Genomic DNA, 14,721 nt, shown 5'->3' with positions numbered 1-14,721 from the left:
CTCTACAGAAACGTTCCTTCAGGGCTCGAAGCTCACTGTCCGGTGCTCACTGCTCGGGGGCCCTGTCGCCATGGGTGGTCGACGCCGACACCAGGCGGTTGCGGGCCCGGCCCATCAACTCTTCGCGCTCGTCCTCGGTCAGGCCGCCCCAGACGCCGTACGGTTCGCGCACCGCCAGTGCGTGCGCGGCGCACTGCGCACGGACCGGGCATCTCATGCAGACCTCCTTGGCCGAGTTCTCACGAGCACTCCGAGCCGCCCCGCGCTCGCCCTCGGGGTGGAAGAAGAGCGAGCTGTCCACGCCGCGACAGGCAGCCAGCAGCTGCCAGTCCCACAGGTCCGCGTTCGGTCCGGGAAGGCGGGAGAAATCTGCCATTAGGTGACCCCTTGTAGCCGTTCTGGGCGGAAGCGGTGCCGACGACCGTACGTCTCCGGTCTAAGGAGATGAAAATATGACTCATTGCGAATCTAGTACCGGACACCGCAAAACGGGAAGAAAAGGGACTGAATGGGTCATAGGTTGTGATGAAAAGTTGAGAGTCCGACGGGCATGTCTGCACCGTGTCGACGCCCTCACATAGAGTGCCGAAGACGGCACGCGGCCCCGTAACTCTTTCGAGTGACCGTCGTTGAGAGTGCGGAGGCGGTTGAAAAAACAAGCGCTCGGGCAGGCGTCCGAGACGGTCGACCGCACAGGTGACGATTCCGTACCAGCCTGGAGGCTCAAGGTGACGCGCATCAGCTGCGGAGGGCGGTCATGACATCCGTCCTCGTCTGCGACGACTCCCCGCTTGCCCGAGAGGCGCTCCGCCGCGCGGTCGCGACCGTGCCCGGTGTCGAGCGCGTGACGACGGCGGCCAACGGCGAGGAAGTCCTCCGCCGCTGGGGCGCCGACCGCTCCGATCTCATCCTCATGGATGTGCGCATGCCCGGCCTGGGCGGCGTGGAGACCGTGCGGCGGCTGCTGTCCGCCGACCCGGGCGCGCGCATCATCATGCTCACCGTCGCCGAGGACCTCGACGGTGTGGCCCTGGCGGTCGCCGCGGGCGCGCGGGGCTACCTGCACAAGGACGCGTCCCGCGCGGAACTGCGGGCCACGGTCACGCAGGCCCTCGCCGACCCCACCTGGCGACTCGCCCCGCGCCGCCTGCGCTCGGCCGAGATGGGTGCCGCGCCCACGCTCACCGCGCGCGAGATCCAGGTGCTGGAGGGCATGAGCCACGGCCGGTCCAACGCCGAGATCGGCCGCGAGCTGTTCCTCTCCGAGGACACCGTGAAGACGCACGCCCGGCGCCTGTTCAAGAAGCTCGGCGCCTCCGACCGGGCGCACGCGGTGGCCCTCGGCTTCCGCTGGGGACTGGTCCGGTAGCAGGTGAGCGGCCCCGCGGGGCACCCCCTGCCGGGCCCCGCCCGGCAGCGCCCCGCCCCGTTTTCCGTTGCCCCTCCCGGCTCCCTCGCCGCCGACCGGCCGACCCGGCGGCGCAGGGCCGCCGGGGGAAGCGGAACCGGTGCCGCCCGGGTGGCCGGGCCGGCGGTGCCGGCAGGTCGCCGGACGGGCGGTGGGACGCCGCAGAACGCGTCCGGCCGCCACGGGTCGCTCCGGGGCGGCCTGAGTCTCCTCGCGGTGTCGTGGAGGAGGCGGGCGCAGCGCGGCGTCGGCGGGCCCGGCGCACGCACCACCGTCGCCGGCCTCGCGGGTGCCGGGTCGGCGCGGCCGCTCCGGGCCGCTGCCCGCGCGGTCCGTACGGCGGGAACGCTTCCCGCGCCCGCCGTGGGACCGCGTGCCGAGCCCGGCCCGGGTGGGCGCCCGGTGTCCGTGCCCGTATGGTTTCCCGAGGTAACGGCGGTCGGCGCAGCCGCTCCCGGCGTCCGGTCCGGGTGCGCCCGCGACGTCCGTGGCCTTACGGGACGCGTCGCCGGCAACCGCCCGCGCCGCGCGTCACGGGGCCGCACGCTCCGGGCGTACGCCCCCGGAACACCAACCCGCCCCACCTCCCGACAGGCGAGGTGCAAGGCGGCCCGCCGGACGCGCGCTGCTCGTTTCGGCGCGGATGCCGCATCCTTGAGGGTGTGGAGTCTCTCGGGGACGAGTCGGTCGAGCGGAAGGGGAGGGCGCAGGGAATGAGTGCCGGCGCACCTGCTCATAACGCTTCGGTGCACAACCACGGACACGATGCGACGGACCGGACGGCCGCAAGGCACCATGGACCGATGCGCGACGACGAGGCGGGCACGGCCCACGGGGGGATCGGCGCGCTCGTGCACCGGGCCGTCGACGGCGACGCGCAGGCCACGCACGATCTGCTCGCCCATGTGCACCCGCTGGCGCTGCGCTACTGCCGCACCCGGCTGTCCCGGCTCCCCGGCGACGCGCGCCACTTCGTGGAGGACCTCGCCCAGGAGGTCTGCGTGGCCGTCCTCCTCGCCCTGCCCCGCTACCGCGACACCGGCCGCCCCTTCGAGGCGTTCGTCTTCGCCATCGCCTCCCACAAGGTCGCCGACCTCCAGCGGGCGGCCATGCGCCACCCGGGGTCGACCGCGGTGCCGTCCGACGAGATGCCCGAGCGGCCCGACGACTCCCTCGGCCCGGAGGAGCGCGCCCTGCTCAGCAGCGACGCCGAGTGGGCGAAGAAATTGCTGGCCAACCTCCCCGAGAACCAGCGCGAACTGCTTCTGCTGCGCATCGCCGTGGGCTTGACCGCGGAGGAGACGGGGCAGATGTTGGGAATGTCACCCGGTGCGGTCCGCGTGGCCCAGCACCGGGCCCTGAGCCGCCTGCGGGCGCTCGCCGAACAGTAATCCCCCCGGTGCGGGGCCTCCCTGACCCGCCGCTGAACGGGCGCGCCGCCGTTTCCGTACGAACGTACGAAGCCTGAAGCGACCCCCTACCGTGGAATTAGCTGACGACGCTTCCCGTTAGCATGGACATCCGCACCGAGCAAGGCCATTTGGGGAAGGTGTCATGACTGCCAACGTCGACGGAGTGCCCGGAAAATTCGCGACACTCGGGCTGACCTACGACGACGTGCTGCTGCTGCCGGGCTCGTCGGACATGGCACCCGACGAGATCGACACCGCCTCGTACGTCTCCAAGAACGTGCGGGTCAACATCCCGCTGCTGTCCGCCGCCATGGACAAGGTGACCGAGGCCCGCATGGCGATCGCGATGGCCCGCCAGGGCGGCGTCGGCGTCCTGCACCGCAACCTCTCCATCGAGGACCAGGCCAATCAGGTCGACCTGGTGAAGCGCTCCGAGTCCGGCATGGTCACCGACCCGATCACCATCCACCCGGAGGCGACCCTCGCCGAGGCGGACGCGCTGTGCGCGAAGTTCCGCATCAGCGGTGTGCCGGTGACCGGCGGGGACAAGAAGCTCCTCGGCATCGTCACCAACCGCGACATGGCGTTCGAGAGCGACCGCAGCCGCCGCGTGCACGAGGTCATGACCCCGATGCCGCTGGTCACCGGCAAGGTCGGCATCTCCGGCCCCGAGGCCATGGAGCTGCTGCGCAAGCACAAGATCGAGAAGCTGCCGCTGGTCGACGACGAGGGCGTCCTCAAGGGCCTGATCACGGTCAAGGACTTCGTCAAGGCGGAGAAGTACCCGAACGCCGCCAAGGACGCCGAGGGCCGTCTGCTCGTCGGCGCGGCGGTCGGCGTGGCCGGTGACGCCTTCGAGCGCGCCCAGGCCCTGGTCGAGGCGGGTGCCGACTTCATCGTCGTGGACACCGCGCACGGCCACTCCCGGCTGGTCGGCGACATGATCGCCAAGATCAAGTCGAACTCCGCCGGTGTCGACGTGATCGGCGGCAACGTCGCCACGCGCGACGGCGCCCAGGCCCTGGTCGACGCGGGCGCCGACGGCATCAAGGTCGGCGTGGGCCCCGGCTCCATCTGCACGACCCGCGTGGTCGCCGGCGTCGGCGTCCCGCAGGTCACCGCCATCTACGAGGCCGCGCTGGCCGCCAAGGACGCCGGTGTCCCGGTGATCGGCGACGGCGGCCTCCAGTACTCCGGTGACATCGCCAAGGCCCTGGTCGCGGGCGCCGACACGGTCATGCTCGGCTCGCTCCTCGCGGGCTGCGAGGAGTCCCCGGGCGAGCTGCTGTTCATCAACGGCAAGCAGTTCAAGTCGTACCGCGGCATGGGCTCGCTCGGTGCCATGCAGACCCGTGGCGAGCGCAGGTCGTTCTCGAAGGACCGCTACTTCCAGGAGGGCGTCGCCTCCGACGAGCAGCTGATCCCCGAGGGCATCGAGGGCCAGGTGCCCTACCGCGGTCCGCTGTCCTCCGTCGTCCACCAGCTGGTCGGCGGTCTGCGCCAGTCGATGTTCTACGTCGGCGGCCGGACCGTGCCCGAGCTCCAGGCGGGCGGCCGGTTCGTGCGGATCACCTCGGCAGGTCTGAAGGAGAGCCACCCGCACGACATCCAGATGACGGTCGAGGCGCCGAACTACAGCAGCAAGAGGTAGCTCTCAGGCAGTACGCACGCGCGTCCACGCGCGCGTGACGGCCGTCGACGGCGGCCCCGCGGCACGCGGGGCCGCCGTTGCCGTGCCCGTCGGCGATACTGGAAGACGCTGAAACGCATCAGGGAAAGGCCCAAGACGTGACTGAGATCGAGATCGGGCGCGGCAAGCGCGGCCGCCGGGCGTACGCCTTCGACGACATCGCCGTCGTCCCCAGCCGCCGTACGCGGGACCCGAAGGAGGTCTCGATCGCCTGGCAGATCGACGCCTACCGCTTCGAGCTGCCGTTCCTGGCCGCCCCGATGGACTCCGTGGTCTCCCCGGCCACCGCGATCCGCATCGGTGAGCTGGGCGGCCTCGGCGTGCTGAACCTCGAGGGTCTGTGGACCCGCTACGAGGACCCGCAGCCGCTGCTGGACGAGATCGCCGAGCTGGACGCCGAGACGGCCACCCGCCGTCTCCAGGAGGTGTACTCCGCCCCCATCAAGGAGGAGCTGATCGGCGCCCGCATCAAGGAGGTGCGCGACTCCGGTGTGGTCACCGCCGCCGCGCTCTCCCCGCAGCGCACCGCCCAGTTCTCCAAGGCGGTCGTGGACGCGGGCGTGGACATCTTCGTCATCCGCGGTACGACGGTGTCGGCGGAGCACGTGTCGTCCTCGCACGAGCCGCTGAACCTGAAGCAGTTCATCTACGAGCTGGACGTGCCGGTGATCGTCGGCGGCTGTGCGACGTACACCGCCGCGCTGCACCTGATGCGCACCGGCGCGGCCGGTGTGCTGGTCGGCTTCGGCGGCGGCGCCGCGCACACCACGCGCAACGTCCTCGGCATCCAGGTCCCGATGGCCACCGCCGTCGCCGACGTGGCCGCGGCCCGCCGTGACTACATGGACGAGTCCGGCGGCCGGTACGTGCACGTGATCGCGGACGGCGGTGTCGGCTGGTCCGGCGACCTGCCCAAGGCGATCGCCTGCGGCGCCGACGCGGTGATGATGGGCTCCCCGCTGGCCCGGGGCACCGACGCGCCCGGCAAGGGCCACCACTGGGGCATGGAGGCCGTCAACGAGGAACTGCCCCGCGGCAAGAAGGTCGACCTCGGCACGGTCGGCTCGATCGAGGAGATCCTCACCGGCCCGTCCCGGATCCCCGACGGCTCGATGAACTTCTTCGGCGCCCTGCGCCGCGCCATGGCCACCACCGGCTACAGCGAGCTGAAGGAGTTCCAGCGGGTCGAGGTCACGGTGGCGGACTCCCAGCACCGCCGCTAGGCCTCTCGTTCGGATCAGGCCGGGCTCGCGGGGGTCCGGCACCGCTCCCCCGCTCCCTGATCCACCCCGATCCGAACGGAAGATCCTGGTTCTGGCGACGCCCGAGGGGCCGGTCACCCGAGTGGGTGACCGGCCCCTCGCGTACGCCCGGCCGGTTCGCGTACCGGCCGCCGGGTTCACAACCGGTGTGCCGCGCCCGTGGGCGTCGCACCCCGCGTGTCCAGCAGCAGCTGGGCCTTCACCGACAGGCCCTGGAGGTCGTAGGTGCGGTGCTGCTGGAGCAGGATCGTGAGGTCGGCGTCGGCGGCGGCCTCGTAGAAGGAGTCCACGCGCGGGACCGGACGGTCCAGGACGCTCCACGCGGGCACGTACGGGTCGTGGTAGCTGACGGCCGCGCCCAGCTCCATCAGCCGTACGGCGATCTCCTGGGCCGGTGTGCCCTGCTGGTCGGCGAGGTCGGGCTTGTAGGTGACGCCGAGGAGCAGGACGCGGGCGCCGCGCGCGGACTTGCCGTGCTCGTTGAGGAGCGTGGCGGCGCGCCGCACGACGTACCGGGGCATCCGGTTGTTGACCTGCTGGGCCAGTTCGACCATGCGCAGGGTGCGGGTCGCGTGTCCGGTCAGGTCCTGGGGGACGCCGTGCCCGCCGACGCCCGGACCGGGCCGGAACGCCTGGAAGCCGAAGGGCTTGGTCTCCGCGCAGCGGATGACGTCCCACAGGTCGACGCCCAGCTCGTGGCAGAGGACGGCCATCTCGTTGACGAGCGCGATGTTGACGTGCCGGTAGTTGGTCTCCAGCAGCTGCACGGTCTCCGCCTCGCGCAGCCCGCGCGCGCGGACGACCTTGTCGGTGAGCCGGCCGTAGAACGCGGCGGCCGACTCGGTGCAGGCGGGGGTGAGGCCACCGATGACCTTCGGCGTGCCGGCGGGGGTGTGGTCGCGGCTGCCGGGGTCCACCCGGCTGGGGGAGTAGGCGAGGTGGAAGTCGCGGCCGGCGCGCAGGCCCGAGCCCTTCTCCAGCAGCGGGCGCAGGAACTCCTCCGTGGTGCCCGGCAGCACGGGTGACTCCAGGATGACCGTGGTGTGCGGGCGGAGCCGCTCGGCCAGGGTGCGGGCCGCCCCCTCGACCTGGCCGAGGTCGAGCCCCCCGTCGGCGCCGCGCGGGGTGGGCGCGCAGATCACGGCGGTGCGCACCCGGCCGAGCTGGGCCGGGTCGGTACCGGGCCGGAAGCCCGAGGCGTGCATCCGGCGCAGCTCGGCCGGGCTGAGCGAGCCGGCCTCGGGGCCGGTGGCGTAGCCGATGGTGGAGATGCCGGCGGCGACGGCGGCCTGGGCGAGGGGCAAGCCGTAGGGGCCGAGTCCGATGACGGCGAGGTCTGCGGGCATGGCGTGGGCCGTCCTTCCCAGTAGCCGAAGCGGAACAGGTACGCAACCGCTGTGGACAAGACGAGCGAGTGCAGTGTCAGACTAGGTACACATATGACCGTTATGTGTGATTGTGTTCGTGTGTCTTCCGGGGGTTCTGCGCGAGTTGTCCACAGGGTGTCAGCACGTGGTGGCCGAAGTCGGACGACGCGGACAGAATTTGGGCATGAGGAGGGGTGAACCGGGCTTCGCCCACCGGGTGCGGCCGACGTGAGCACGTCTTGCGACATCGGGAGGCAGCGGTGAGGACAGCGACCCTGGGGCCGGCGCAGCGCGCCGAGGCACTGGCGGCGATGGCGGAGCGCGAGCTGGACGTCCTGGTGATCGGCGGCGGCGTGGTCGGCGCCGGCACCGCGCTGGACGCCGTCACCCGCGGCCTGTCCACCGGCCTCGTCGAGGCCCGCGACTGGGCGTCCGGCACGTCCAGCCGGTCCAGCAAGCTGATCCACGGCGGCCTGCGCTATCTGGAGATGCTCGACTTCGCGCTCGTCCGCGAGGCCCTCAAGGAGCGCGGCCTGCTCCTGGAGCGGCTCGCCCCGCACCTGGTCAAGCCGGTGCCGTTCCTCTACCCGCTCCAGCACAGGGGCTGGGAGCGGCTGTACGCCGGCTCGGGCGTCGCGCTCTACGACGCGATGTCCATGGCCCGCGGCCACGGCAGGGGCCTGCCGATGCACCGCCACCTGAGCCGCCGTCACGCGCTGCGCGCCGCCCCCTGCCTGCGCAAGGACGCCCTCGTCGGCGCCCTCCAGTACTACGACGCCCAGGTCGACGACGCCCGCTTCGTGACGACCCTGGTGCGCACGGCGGCGTCCTACGGCGCGAAGGTGGCCAACCGCGCGCGCGTGACCGGGTTCCTGCGCGAGGGTGAGCGCGTCGTCGGCGCCCGGGTGCGGGACGTGGAGGCCGGCGGGGAGTACGAGATCCGCGCCCGGCAGGTCGTCAACGCCACCGGCGTGTGGACCGACGACACCCAGGGCATGGTGGGCGAGCGCGGCCAGTTCCACGTCCGCGCCTCCAAGGGCATCCACCTGGTCGTCCCCAAGGACCGCATCCACTCCACCACCGGTCTGATCCTGCGCACCGAGAAGTCCGTCCTGTTCGTCATCCCCTGGGGCCGGCACTGGATCGTCGGCACCACCGACACCGGCTGGGACCTCGACAAGGCCCACCCGGCGGCGTCCAGCGCCGACATCGACTACCTGCTGGAACACGTCAACTCGGTGCTCGCCGTGCCGCTGTCCCGCGACGACGTGCAGGGCGTGTACGCCGGGCTGCGCCCGCTGCTGGCCGGCGAGTCCGACGCCACCAGCAAGCTGTCCCGCGAGCACACGGTCGCCCATCCGGCGCCGGGGCTCGTGGTCGTGGCGGGCGGCAAGTACACGACGTACCGGGTGATGGCGAAGGACGCCGTCGACGAGGCCGTGCACGGTCTCGACGCGCGGGTCGCCGACTGCGTGACGGAGGAGACCCCGCTGCTCGGCGCGGAGGGCTACCAGGCGCTGTGGAACGCGCGAGCACGGATCGCCGCCCGCGCCGGACTGCACACGGTCCGCGTGGAACACCTGCTGAATCGTTACGGTTCGATGGCCGAGGAGGTCCTGGACCTCATCACCGCCGACCCGGCGCTCGGTGAGCCGCTGCGGGCCGCCGACGACTATCTGCGCGCCGAGGTGGTGTACGCGGCCTCGCACGAGGGCGCCCGGCACCTGGACGACGTCCTCACCCGCCGCACCCGCATCTCCATCGAGACGTTCGACCGGGGCACCCGCAGCGCCCGGGAGGCGGCCGAGCTGATGGCGCCGGTTCTCGGCTGGGACCAGGACCGGATCGAGCGCGAGGTCGAGCACTACGAGAAGCGTGTGGAGGCCGAGCGGGAGTCCCAGCTCCAGCCGGACGACCAGACGGCGGACGCGGCCCGCCTGGGAGCCCCGGACATCGTGCCGCTCACCTGAGCCCGGCCCCGTCGATGCCCCCGGCCGGGGAGCTTTCACTCGAACGGGTGTCACGAATCGGGATCTTCGTTCGGAATCGGCTCGTTCCATCGGATGCCAGGGGGGAACTCGGCCTTGTGCAGGGCCGTATGAAAGGGGTTCGGGCCGGCCCCGCGTCGGTGAGTGGCGCGGGTGGCCCGGGGAGGGGAGCGTGATGTGTGTGGCCTGAGGCGGGGTCAACGGCGGCACGGACCCGCCGACTTCGGGGAGCCGGGCCGTCCGCCGGTGCGGGTGAGAGGGCCGGGCCCGATGGGTCACCGTCGGTGACACGCCGGTGGCGCGGTCGGGGCGGGCGCCGGTATGGCCGGGAGTGTCCGAAGCGTCGGCAGGCCGGTTTCCCCCCTCTTGCGTCCCCTCATCCCGGTAAGCGGAACACCCGTTTCACCAGGGCTCGCGGGGTGCGGAGGGCGGACTCCGGCCACGGGCACCCTGGGCATCGGCCACTTGCGGGGTAAGAGACAATGGAGGCTCTGTCAGGGCGGGTTGTATGAGGGGACGCATGTCGGAGACGGAGCGGGCGGGAACATCCCGTCAGGAGACTCGTCAGGGCAATGGCGAGCGGCGTCTCCTCGCCGGGCGGTACCGGCTGGGAGACGTGCTGGGCCGCGGCGGCATGGGCACGGTCTGGCGCGCCGAGGACGAGACCCTCGGCCGGACGGTCGCCGTCAAGGAACTGCGGTTCCCGACGAACATCGACGAGGAGGAGAAGCGGCGCCTGATCACGCGCACGCTGCGCGAGGCCAAGGCGATCGCCCGGATCCGCAACAACAGCGCGGTGACGGTCTTCGACGTGGTCGACGAGGACGACCGGCCCTGGATCGTCATGGAGCTGGTGGAGGGCAAGTCCCTCGCCGAGGTCATCCGCGAGGACGGGCTGCTGAAGCCGAAGCGCGCCGCCGAGGTCGGGCTCGCCGTCCTCGACGTGCTGCGCTCCGCACACCGCCAGGGCATCCTGCACCGGGACGTGAAGCCGTCCAACGTGCTCATCGCCGAGGACGGCCGGGTCGTGCTCACCGACTTCGGCATCGCGCAGGTCGAGGGCGACCCGTCCATCACCTCCACCGGCATGCTGGTCGGCGCCCCCTCCTACATCTCCCCGGAGCGCGCCCGCGGCCACAAGCCCGGACCCGCGGCCGACCTGTGGTCGCTCGGCGGCCTGCTGTACGCGGCGGTCGAAGGGGTGCCGCCGTACGACAAGGGCTCGGCGATCGCCACGCTCACCGCCGTGATGACCGAGAACCTGGACGAGCCGAAGCACGCGGGACCGCTGCGGGACGTCATCTACGGCCTCCTCACCAAGGACCCGGCCCAGCGGCTCGACGACGCCGGGGCCCGGGCCATGCTCAACGCCGTGATCCACGCCCCCGAGCAGGAGGCGATGGACGCCACCCGCGTGGTCCCGCTGCCGGCGCAGCCGGGTCCGGCCGAGGGCAAGCGCGGTGAGGAGGCCGGGGAGAAGCTGCGCGGCGCACTGCGTTCGGTCCGCAAGGCGGCCGGCGCGGCCGGCGCGGCGGCGTCGCGGCCGAGGACCACGAGCGAGACCGCGGGCCCGGCCGCCGACGGCGCGGCTGCCGGAGCGCGGTCCGCCTCCGCCCGGCCCGCGGGCACCGGTCCGGCCGGGAGGCCGGCCGTCCCGGCACCGGTTTCCGCATCCGTGCCGGACTCCGGTCCGGCCAAGCGGAGTTCCGGCTGGCCCGTGGTGCCGCCGCCGGACCTGGACCTGCCGCCGCGGCCGGTGCCCAGGGCGCCGCTGACCGACGTGGTGCCCCGGCGCACGCTCGTCATCATCGCCGTGGTCGTCGCTCTCGCCGTGCTCGGCACCGTGCTCGCCCTCACGCTGGGCGGCGACGACAAGAGCGGCAAGAGCGGTGGCACCAGGGCCGCCGCCAGCGCCGGCGCGTCCACCAAGGAGGACAAGAAGACGGACGGCGGCACGGCCACCGGGACGCGGACGGACGGCGCGAGTGCGGCGCCGGCCGGCACCCGTTCGGCGTCGGCGACCGGGCCGGACTCCGGCGCCGGCCCGTCCGCCGACGACTCCCGCCCGTCCGGCGGGAAGGACGGCGGCAAGGACGGCGGGAGCGCTCCGGCGGTCACGACCCGCAAGAGCGGCCAGGGGTACTCGATCGGACTGCCGAAGGGATGGCAGTACCGGTCCACCGGTGCCGCCGGTGACCGCTACACCGGGCCCGCCGGGCAGAAGCTGCTCGTCGCCTGGACCAGCGCGCCCAAGGGCGACCCGGTGGCGGACTGGAAGAACCAGGAGCGCTACATGGTGCGCTCCCAGTACCACAGGATCCGCATCGAGAAGGTCGGCTACCGCGGCTGGAACACGGCCGACTGGGAGTTCACGTACGACGACGGCGGCACCGGGTACCGGACGATCGACCGGGGCTTCGTGGTGAACGACCATCAAGGTTACGCGCTGATGTACACGGCGAAGGGCGCCGACTGGCACGGTGATCTGCGCAAGGACACCTGGAAGACACTCACGAAGTCGTTCACGCCCAAGTCGTAGGCGGGGCAGGCCGGTTTGGTGCGCCGGAATCCGTCATCCGCTCAGTGCGGGTTGCCTCCGGCACGTATCGTGAATGGTCGCGGACCGTACGCAGCCGCATGCGTGTGCGAAATGGGCCGTACGGCGAACGGAAGTGACGGACTCGGGCGGCCGGGGGAGGCCAAGTGGACGACTACGCGGGTCGGGTGCTCGCCGACCGCTACCGCCTGCCGCTGCCGCCGTCCGACGCCTACGAGCTCACCGAGACCCGCGCCTTCGACACCTACAGCGGTCAGGAAGTCCTGGTCCGGCAGGTTCCGCTGCCGGAGGTCGTCGAGGCCGAGGTTCTCGACGCGGAGGGGCTGCCCGAGGGGTTCACCGCACGGGAGCGCGTGGCCCGGCGGACACCGGAGGCCGGAACCGCCACCCGGCGCCCCGCCGACCCGGCGGTGCGGCGCGCCGTCGAGGCCGCGCAGGCCGCGGCCCGCATCCCCGACCACCCCCGCCTCGACCAGGTCTTCGACGTGTTCGCCGAGGGCGGCTCGCTGTGGATCGTCAGCGAGCTGGTGACCGCGCGCCCGCTGGCCGCCCTGCTCACCGAGGCACCGCTGTCGCCCTACCGGGCGGCCGAGGTGGCCTCCGACGTCCTCATGGCGCTCCGGGTGCTGCACGCCCACGGCTGGGTGCACCGCAACCTCACCGCCCGCACGGTCCTCGTCTGCGACGACGGCCGCGTGATGCTGACCGGCCTCGCGGTCGGCGCGGCGGAGGAGGCACTGAGCGGGTACGACCCGGTGCCGGCTCCGGAGGGGCCCACGGGGGACGCGGTGGACACACGCGCGGGTGGCCCTCCGGGAGACGGGCCGGACGCGGGGATCCCCGGCGCACCCGGTGTTCCCGGCACATCCGGCGGGCCCGAGGACTTCGGCAGGCCCGGGGTGTCCGGCGTACCCGGAGCCTCCGGTGCGCCCGTGGTCCCCGGTGGTGCCGGGGGCTTCGCCGGGGCCGGTCCGGGCGGTGCGCCGGCCGCGGGGGCCGATCCCGAGGCCGCGCGCCGGGCCGCGATCCAGGCGCGCGCGGCCGGCGGACTGCCGGCCGCGGGGACGGGCGAGGTGACCGGGGCCGGTGCGTCCGGGCCGGCGGGGCAGCGGGCCCTGGAGAGCGGGGGGGACGTCCGCGCCGCCCGGGCCGGGGCCATCGCCGCGTACCGCGCGGGCGCCCGGGCCGCCGCCCGGGTGCAGGAGGCCCAGCAGAACGGGCGCGCCGCCCTGCCCGCGGCCCGTCCACCGGCCGAGGGCGAGGCGGCGGCCGGCGGCGGCACCGGCCGAGGCGATGGCACGGCACCCTCGCCGTACGGCTCCGACAGGCGCAGCGGGACGCCGTCCGAGCGGGTGGCCGATCCGTACGGACTGCGCGGCGCCCCGTGGCACGGTGCCGCACCGCGCACCGGACCGGACGGCACGGCCCCGGCCCCGGACGGCGCAGCACCGGGACGCCGCGCCGGTCAGCACGGGGAGCTCCCCGCTGTTGCCGGCGGGAGGGGCGAGTCCGCCGGCGTGCGCACGCCGTCGGCCGCCCGTTGGGACGAGGGGGGCGCCGTCCGGCGGGGGCCCGGTACGGCGTTGGCCGCGGAGCGGGCCCGGCAGGTGCGGATGACCGTCGTGGGGCCGGTGACCGAGCGGTGGGCGCCCGAACAGGCCGGCCCGGTGCACGAGAACTGGCAGCTGGCGGCGCCGATCGGCCCGGCCACCGACCTGTGGGCGCTGGGCGCGCTGCTGTTCCGGGCCGTGCAGGGGCACGCGCCGTACCCGGAGGAGTCGACGGCCGAGCTGGTCCAGCTGGTCTGTGCCGAGCCGCCCGCCTTCGCCGAGGAGTGCGGCCCGCTGCGGCCGGTCGTGGAGTCGCTGCTGCGTCAGGACCCCACCGAGCGGCCCGAGACGGAGGAACTGAGCGGCTGGCTGCGGTCGCTGGTGCGCTCCGCGCCCGAACCGGACGCCGGCACCCACGTCGTGCCCGTGCCGCCCGCCGACCCGCGCCGGCTGCCGATCGTCCGGCGCCGCGGCGAGCTGGTGCGCCGGCGCCGCGCCCGGTTGCCGGCGGCCCATCCGCACGGCCGGCACAAACGGGGCCGGGAGGAAGCCGGTTCGCCGCGCAGCCTGGGCCGCACCCTGCTCCTGCTGATCCTGCTCCTGCTGGCCGGCGCGGTCGCGTACGCGCTGCTCTTCATGCCGGAACAGGGTGAGAGCGGTGCGGCGGATCGCGGCCGTACCGGGGCGGCCGGGCGGACCGGCCCCGCACCGACCCACTCCACGGCGGCGTCGGACGGGCAGAGCGCACCGGGCGCCCCCTCCGCATCCGCCTCCGCGCCCGCGACCGAGACACAGACCGGCGGCGACCCCGCCGTGGCCGACGGCTTCACCCTGCGCAAGGACCCGGACGGCTTCCAGGTCGCCGTCGCCGAGGGCTGGCACCGCACCCCGAAGAACGGCAGCGGCCAGGTGGTCTACGCACACGGAAAATTCGAGCTGATCGTCGTGCCGGGACGTGACGGCACCTCGGCGTTCGGCAGTGATCCGATGGTCTACCAGCGGGACAAGGAGCGCGAACTCCAGCCGTACCGGGACTCCAGCTGGGCCACGGCCACCGGGCTGCGGACCATCGAGGTGGGCGGACAGACCATGGCGGAGGGGCAGTTCACGTGGACCGACGGGCAGGGACGGGACCTGTTCGTGCGGAACATGGCGCTGCTGCTGAACGGGCGTTACCACGTCGTCCAGGTGCGCGGCCCGGAGGCCGAGCGCGACGAGGTGACCCGTCTGTACGAGCAGGCGACCACGACGTACCGGCTCCGCGGTTGAGCAGGCCGCAGGGGCCTTCCAGCGGGACGGCGGAGCAGGTCACGGGCGCCGCACGGGCCGTACCGGTGCGCCGCCGGCGGGCCACCGCCACGTACCGCCACCGCAGTTGAGCGGTCCGTGTGACGGCCGTACGGCGCGGAGCGATTCGCGCACGCGTGCGGGGTCGTCAACCGTCACAGTGCTGTCACCTTGGCACCCCGCCGGTTCCCTGGGGGTGG

At 73.3% G+C, this 14,721-nt stretch carries 9 protein-coding genes; 7 read left to right on the top strand and 2 right to left on the bottom strand.

From position 1 onward, the window contains the following. Positions 1-46: 46 nt before the first annotated feature. Entirely contained in the window at positions 47-376 is a 330-nt protein-coding gene (locus tag ACGFT1_RS12990; protein ID WP_373909037.1) for a WhiB family transcriptional regulator, read from the bottom strand. 381 nt (positions 377-757) lie between these two features. Here ACGFT1_RS12990 and ACGFT1_RS12985 point away from each other — a divergent pair, with 381 nt between their 5' ends. The 4 genes from ACGFT1_RS12985 (at position 758) to ACGFT1_RS12970 (ending at position 5,733) form a co-directional block, all read left to right on the top strand. After that, on the top strand, positions 758-1,369 hold the full coding sequence (locus ACGFT1_RS12985) for a response regulator transcription factor (RefSeq protein ID WP_003948568.1): 612 nt from the start codon (positions 758-760) through the stop codon (positions 1,367-1,369). Between the two features lie 842 nt (positions 1,370-2,211). Next, entirely contained in the window at positions 2,212-2,799 is a 588-nt protein-coding gene (locus ACGFT1_RS12980; protein WP_356818645.1) for a sigma-70 family RNA polymerase sigma factor, read from the top strand. A 163-nt stretch (positions 2,800-2,962) separates the two neighbouring features. After that, entirely contained in the window at positions 2,963-4,471 is a 1,509-nt protein-coding gene (gene guaB / locus ACGFT1_RS12975) for an IMP dehydrogenase (protein ID WP_373909036.1), read from the top strand. Positions 4,472-4,608: 137 nt separating this feature from the next. Beyond that, positions 4,609-5,733 (top strand): GuaB3 family IMP dehydrogenase-related protein, encoded by a 1,125-nt coding sequence (locus ACGFT1_RS12970; RefSeq protein WP_373909035.1) that lies wholly within the window; start codon positions 4,609-4,611, stop codon positions 5,731-5,733. A 176-nt stretch (positions 5,734-5,909) separates the two neighbouring features. Here the strand turns inward: ACGFT1_RS12970 and ACGFT1_RS12965 are convergent, their stop codons facing one another. Further along, positions 5,910-7,118, bottom strand: a complete 1,209-nt coding sequence (locus ACGFT1_RS12965) for a nucleotide sugar dehydrogenase (RefSeq protein WP_373909034.1) — start codon at positions 7,116-7,118, stop codon at positions 5,910-5,912. Positions 7,119-7,399: 281 nt separating this feature from the next. Here ACGFT1_RS12965 and ACGFT1_RS12960 point away from each other — a divergent pair, with 281 nt between their 5' ends. The 3 genes from ACGFT1_RS12960 (at position 7,400) to ACGFT1_RS12950 (ending at position 14,503) form a co-directional block, all read left to right on the top strand. Then, entirely contained in the window at positions 7,400-9,109 is a 1,710-nt protein-coding gene (locus tag ACGFT1_RS12960; RefSeq protein ID WP_373909033.1) for a glycerol-3-phosphate dehydrogenase/oxidase, read from the top strand. A 538-nt stretch (positions 9,110-9,647) separates the two neighbouring features. Beyond that, entirely contained in the window at positions 9,648-11,666 is a 2,019-nt protein-coding gene (locus tag ACGFT1_RS12955) for a serine/threonine-protein kinase (RefSeq protein ID WP_373909032.1), read from the top strand. Positions 11,667-11,830: 164 nt separating this feature from the next. After that, positions 11,831-14,503 carry a protein kinase gene (locus ACGFT1_RS12950; RefSeq protein ID WP_373909031.1) on the top strand — a complete coding sequence of 891 codons (2,673 nt, stop codon included), beginning with the start codon at positions 11,831-11,833 and terminating at the stop codon, positions 14,501-14,503. Positions 14,504-14,721: the final 218 nt, after the last annotated feature.

It is taken from the genome of Streptomyces sp. Y20, from assembly GCF_043195475.1.
GTDB lineage: Bacteria > Actinomycetota > Actinomycetes > Streptomycetales > Streptomycetaceae > Streptomyces.
The sequence above is the reverse complement of the archived record's forward strand: the minus strand, read 5'-3'. Positions and strand labels throughout refer to the sequence as shown.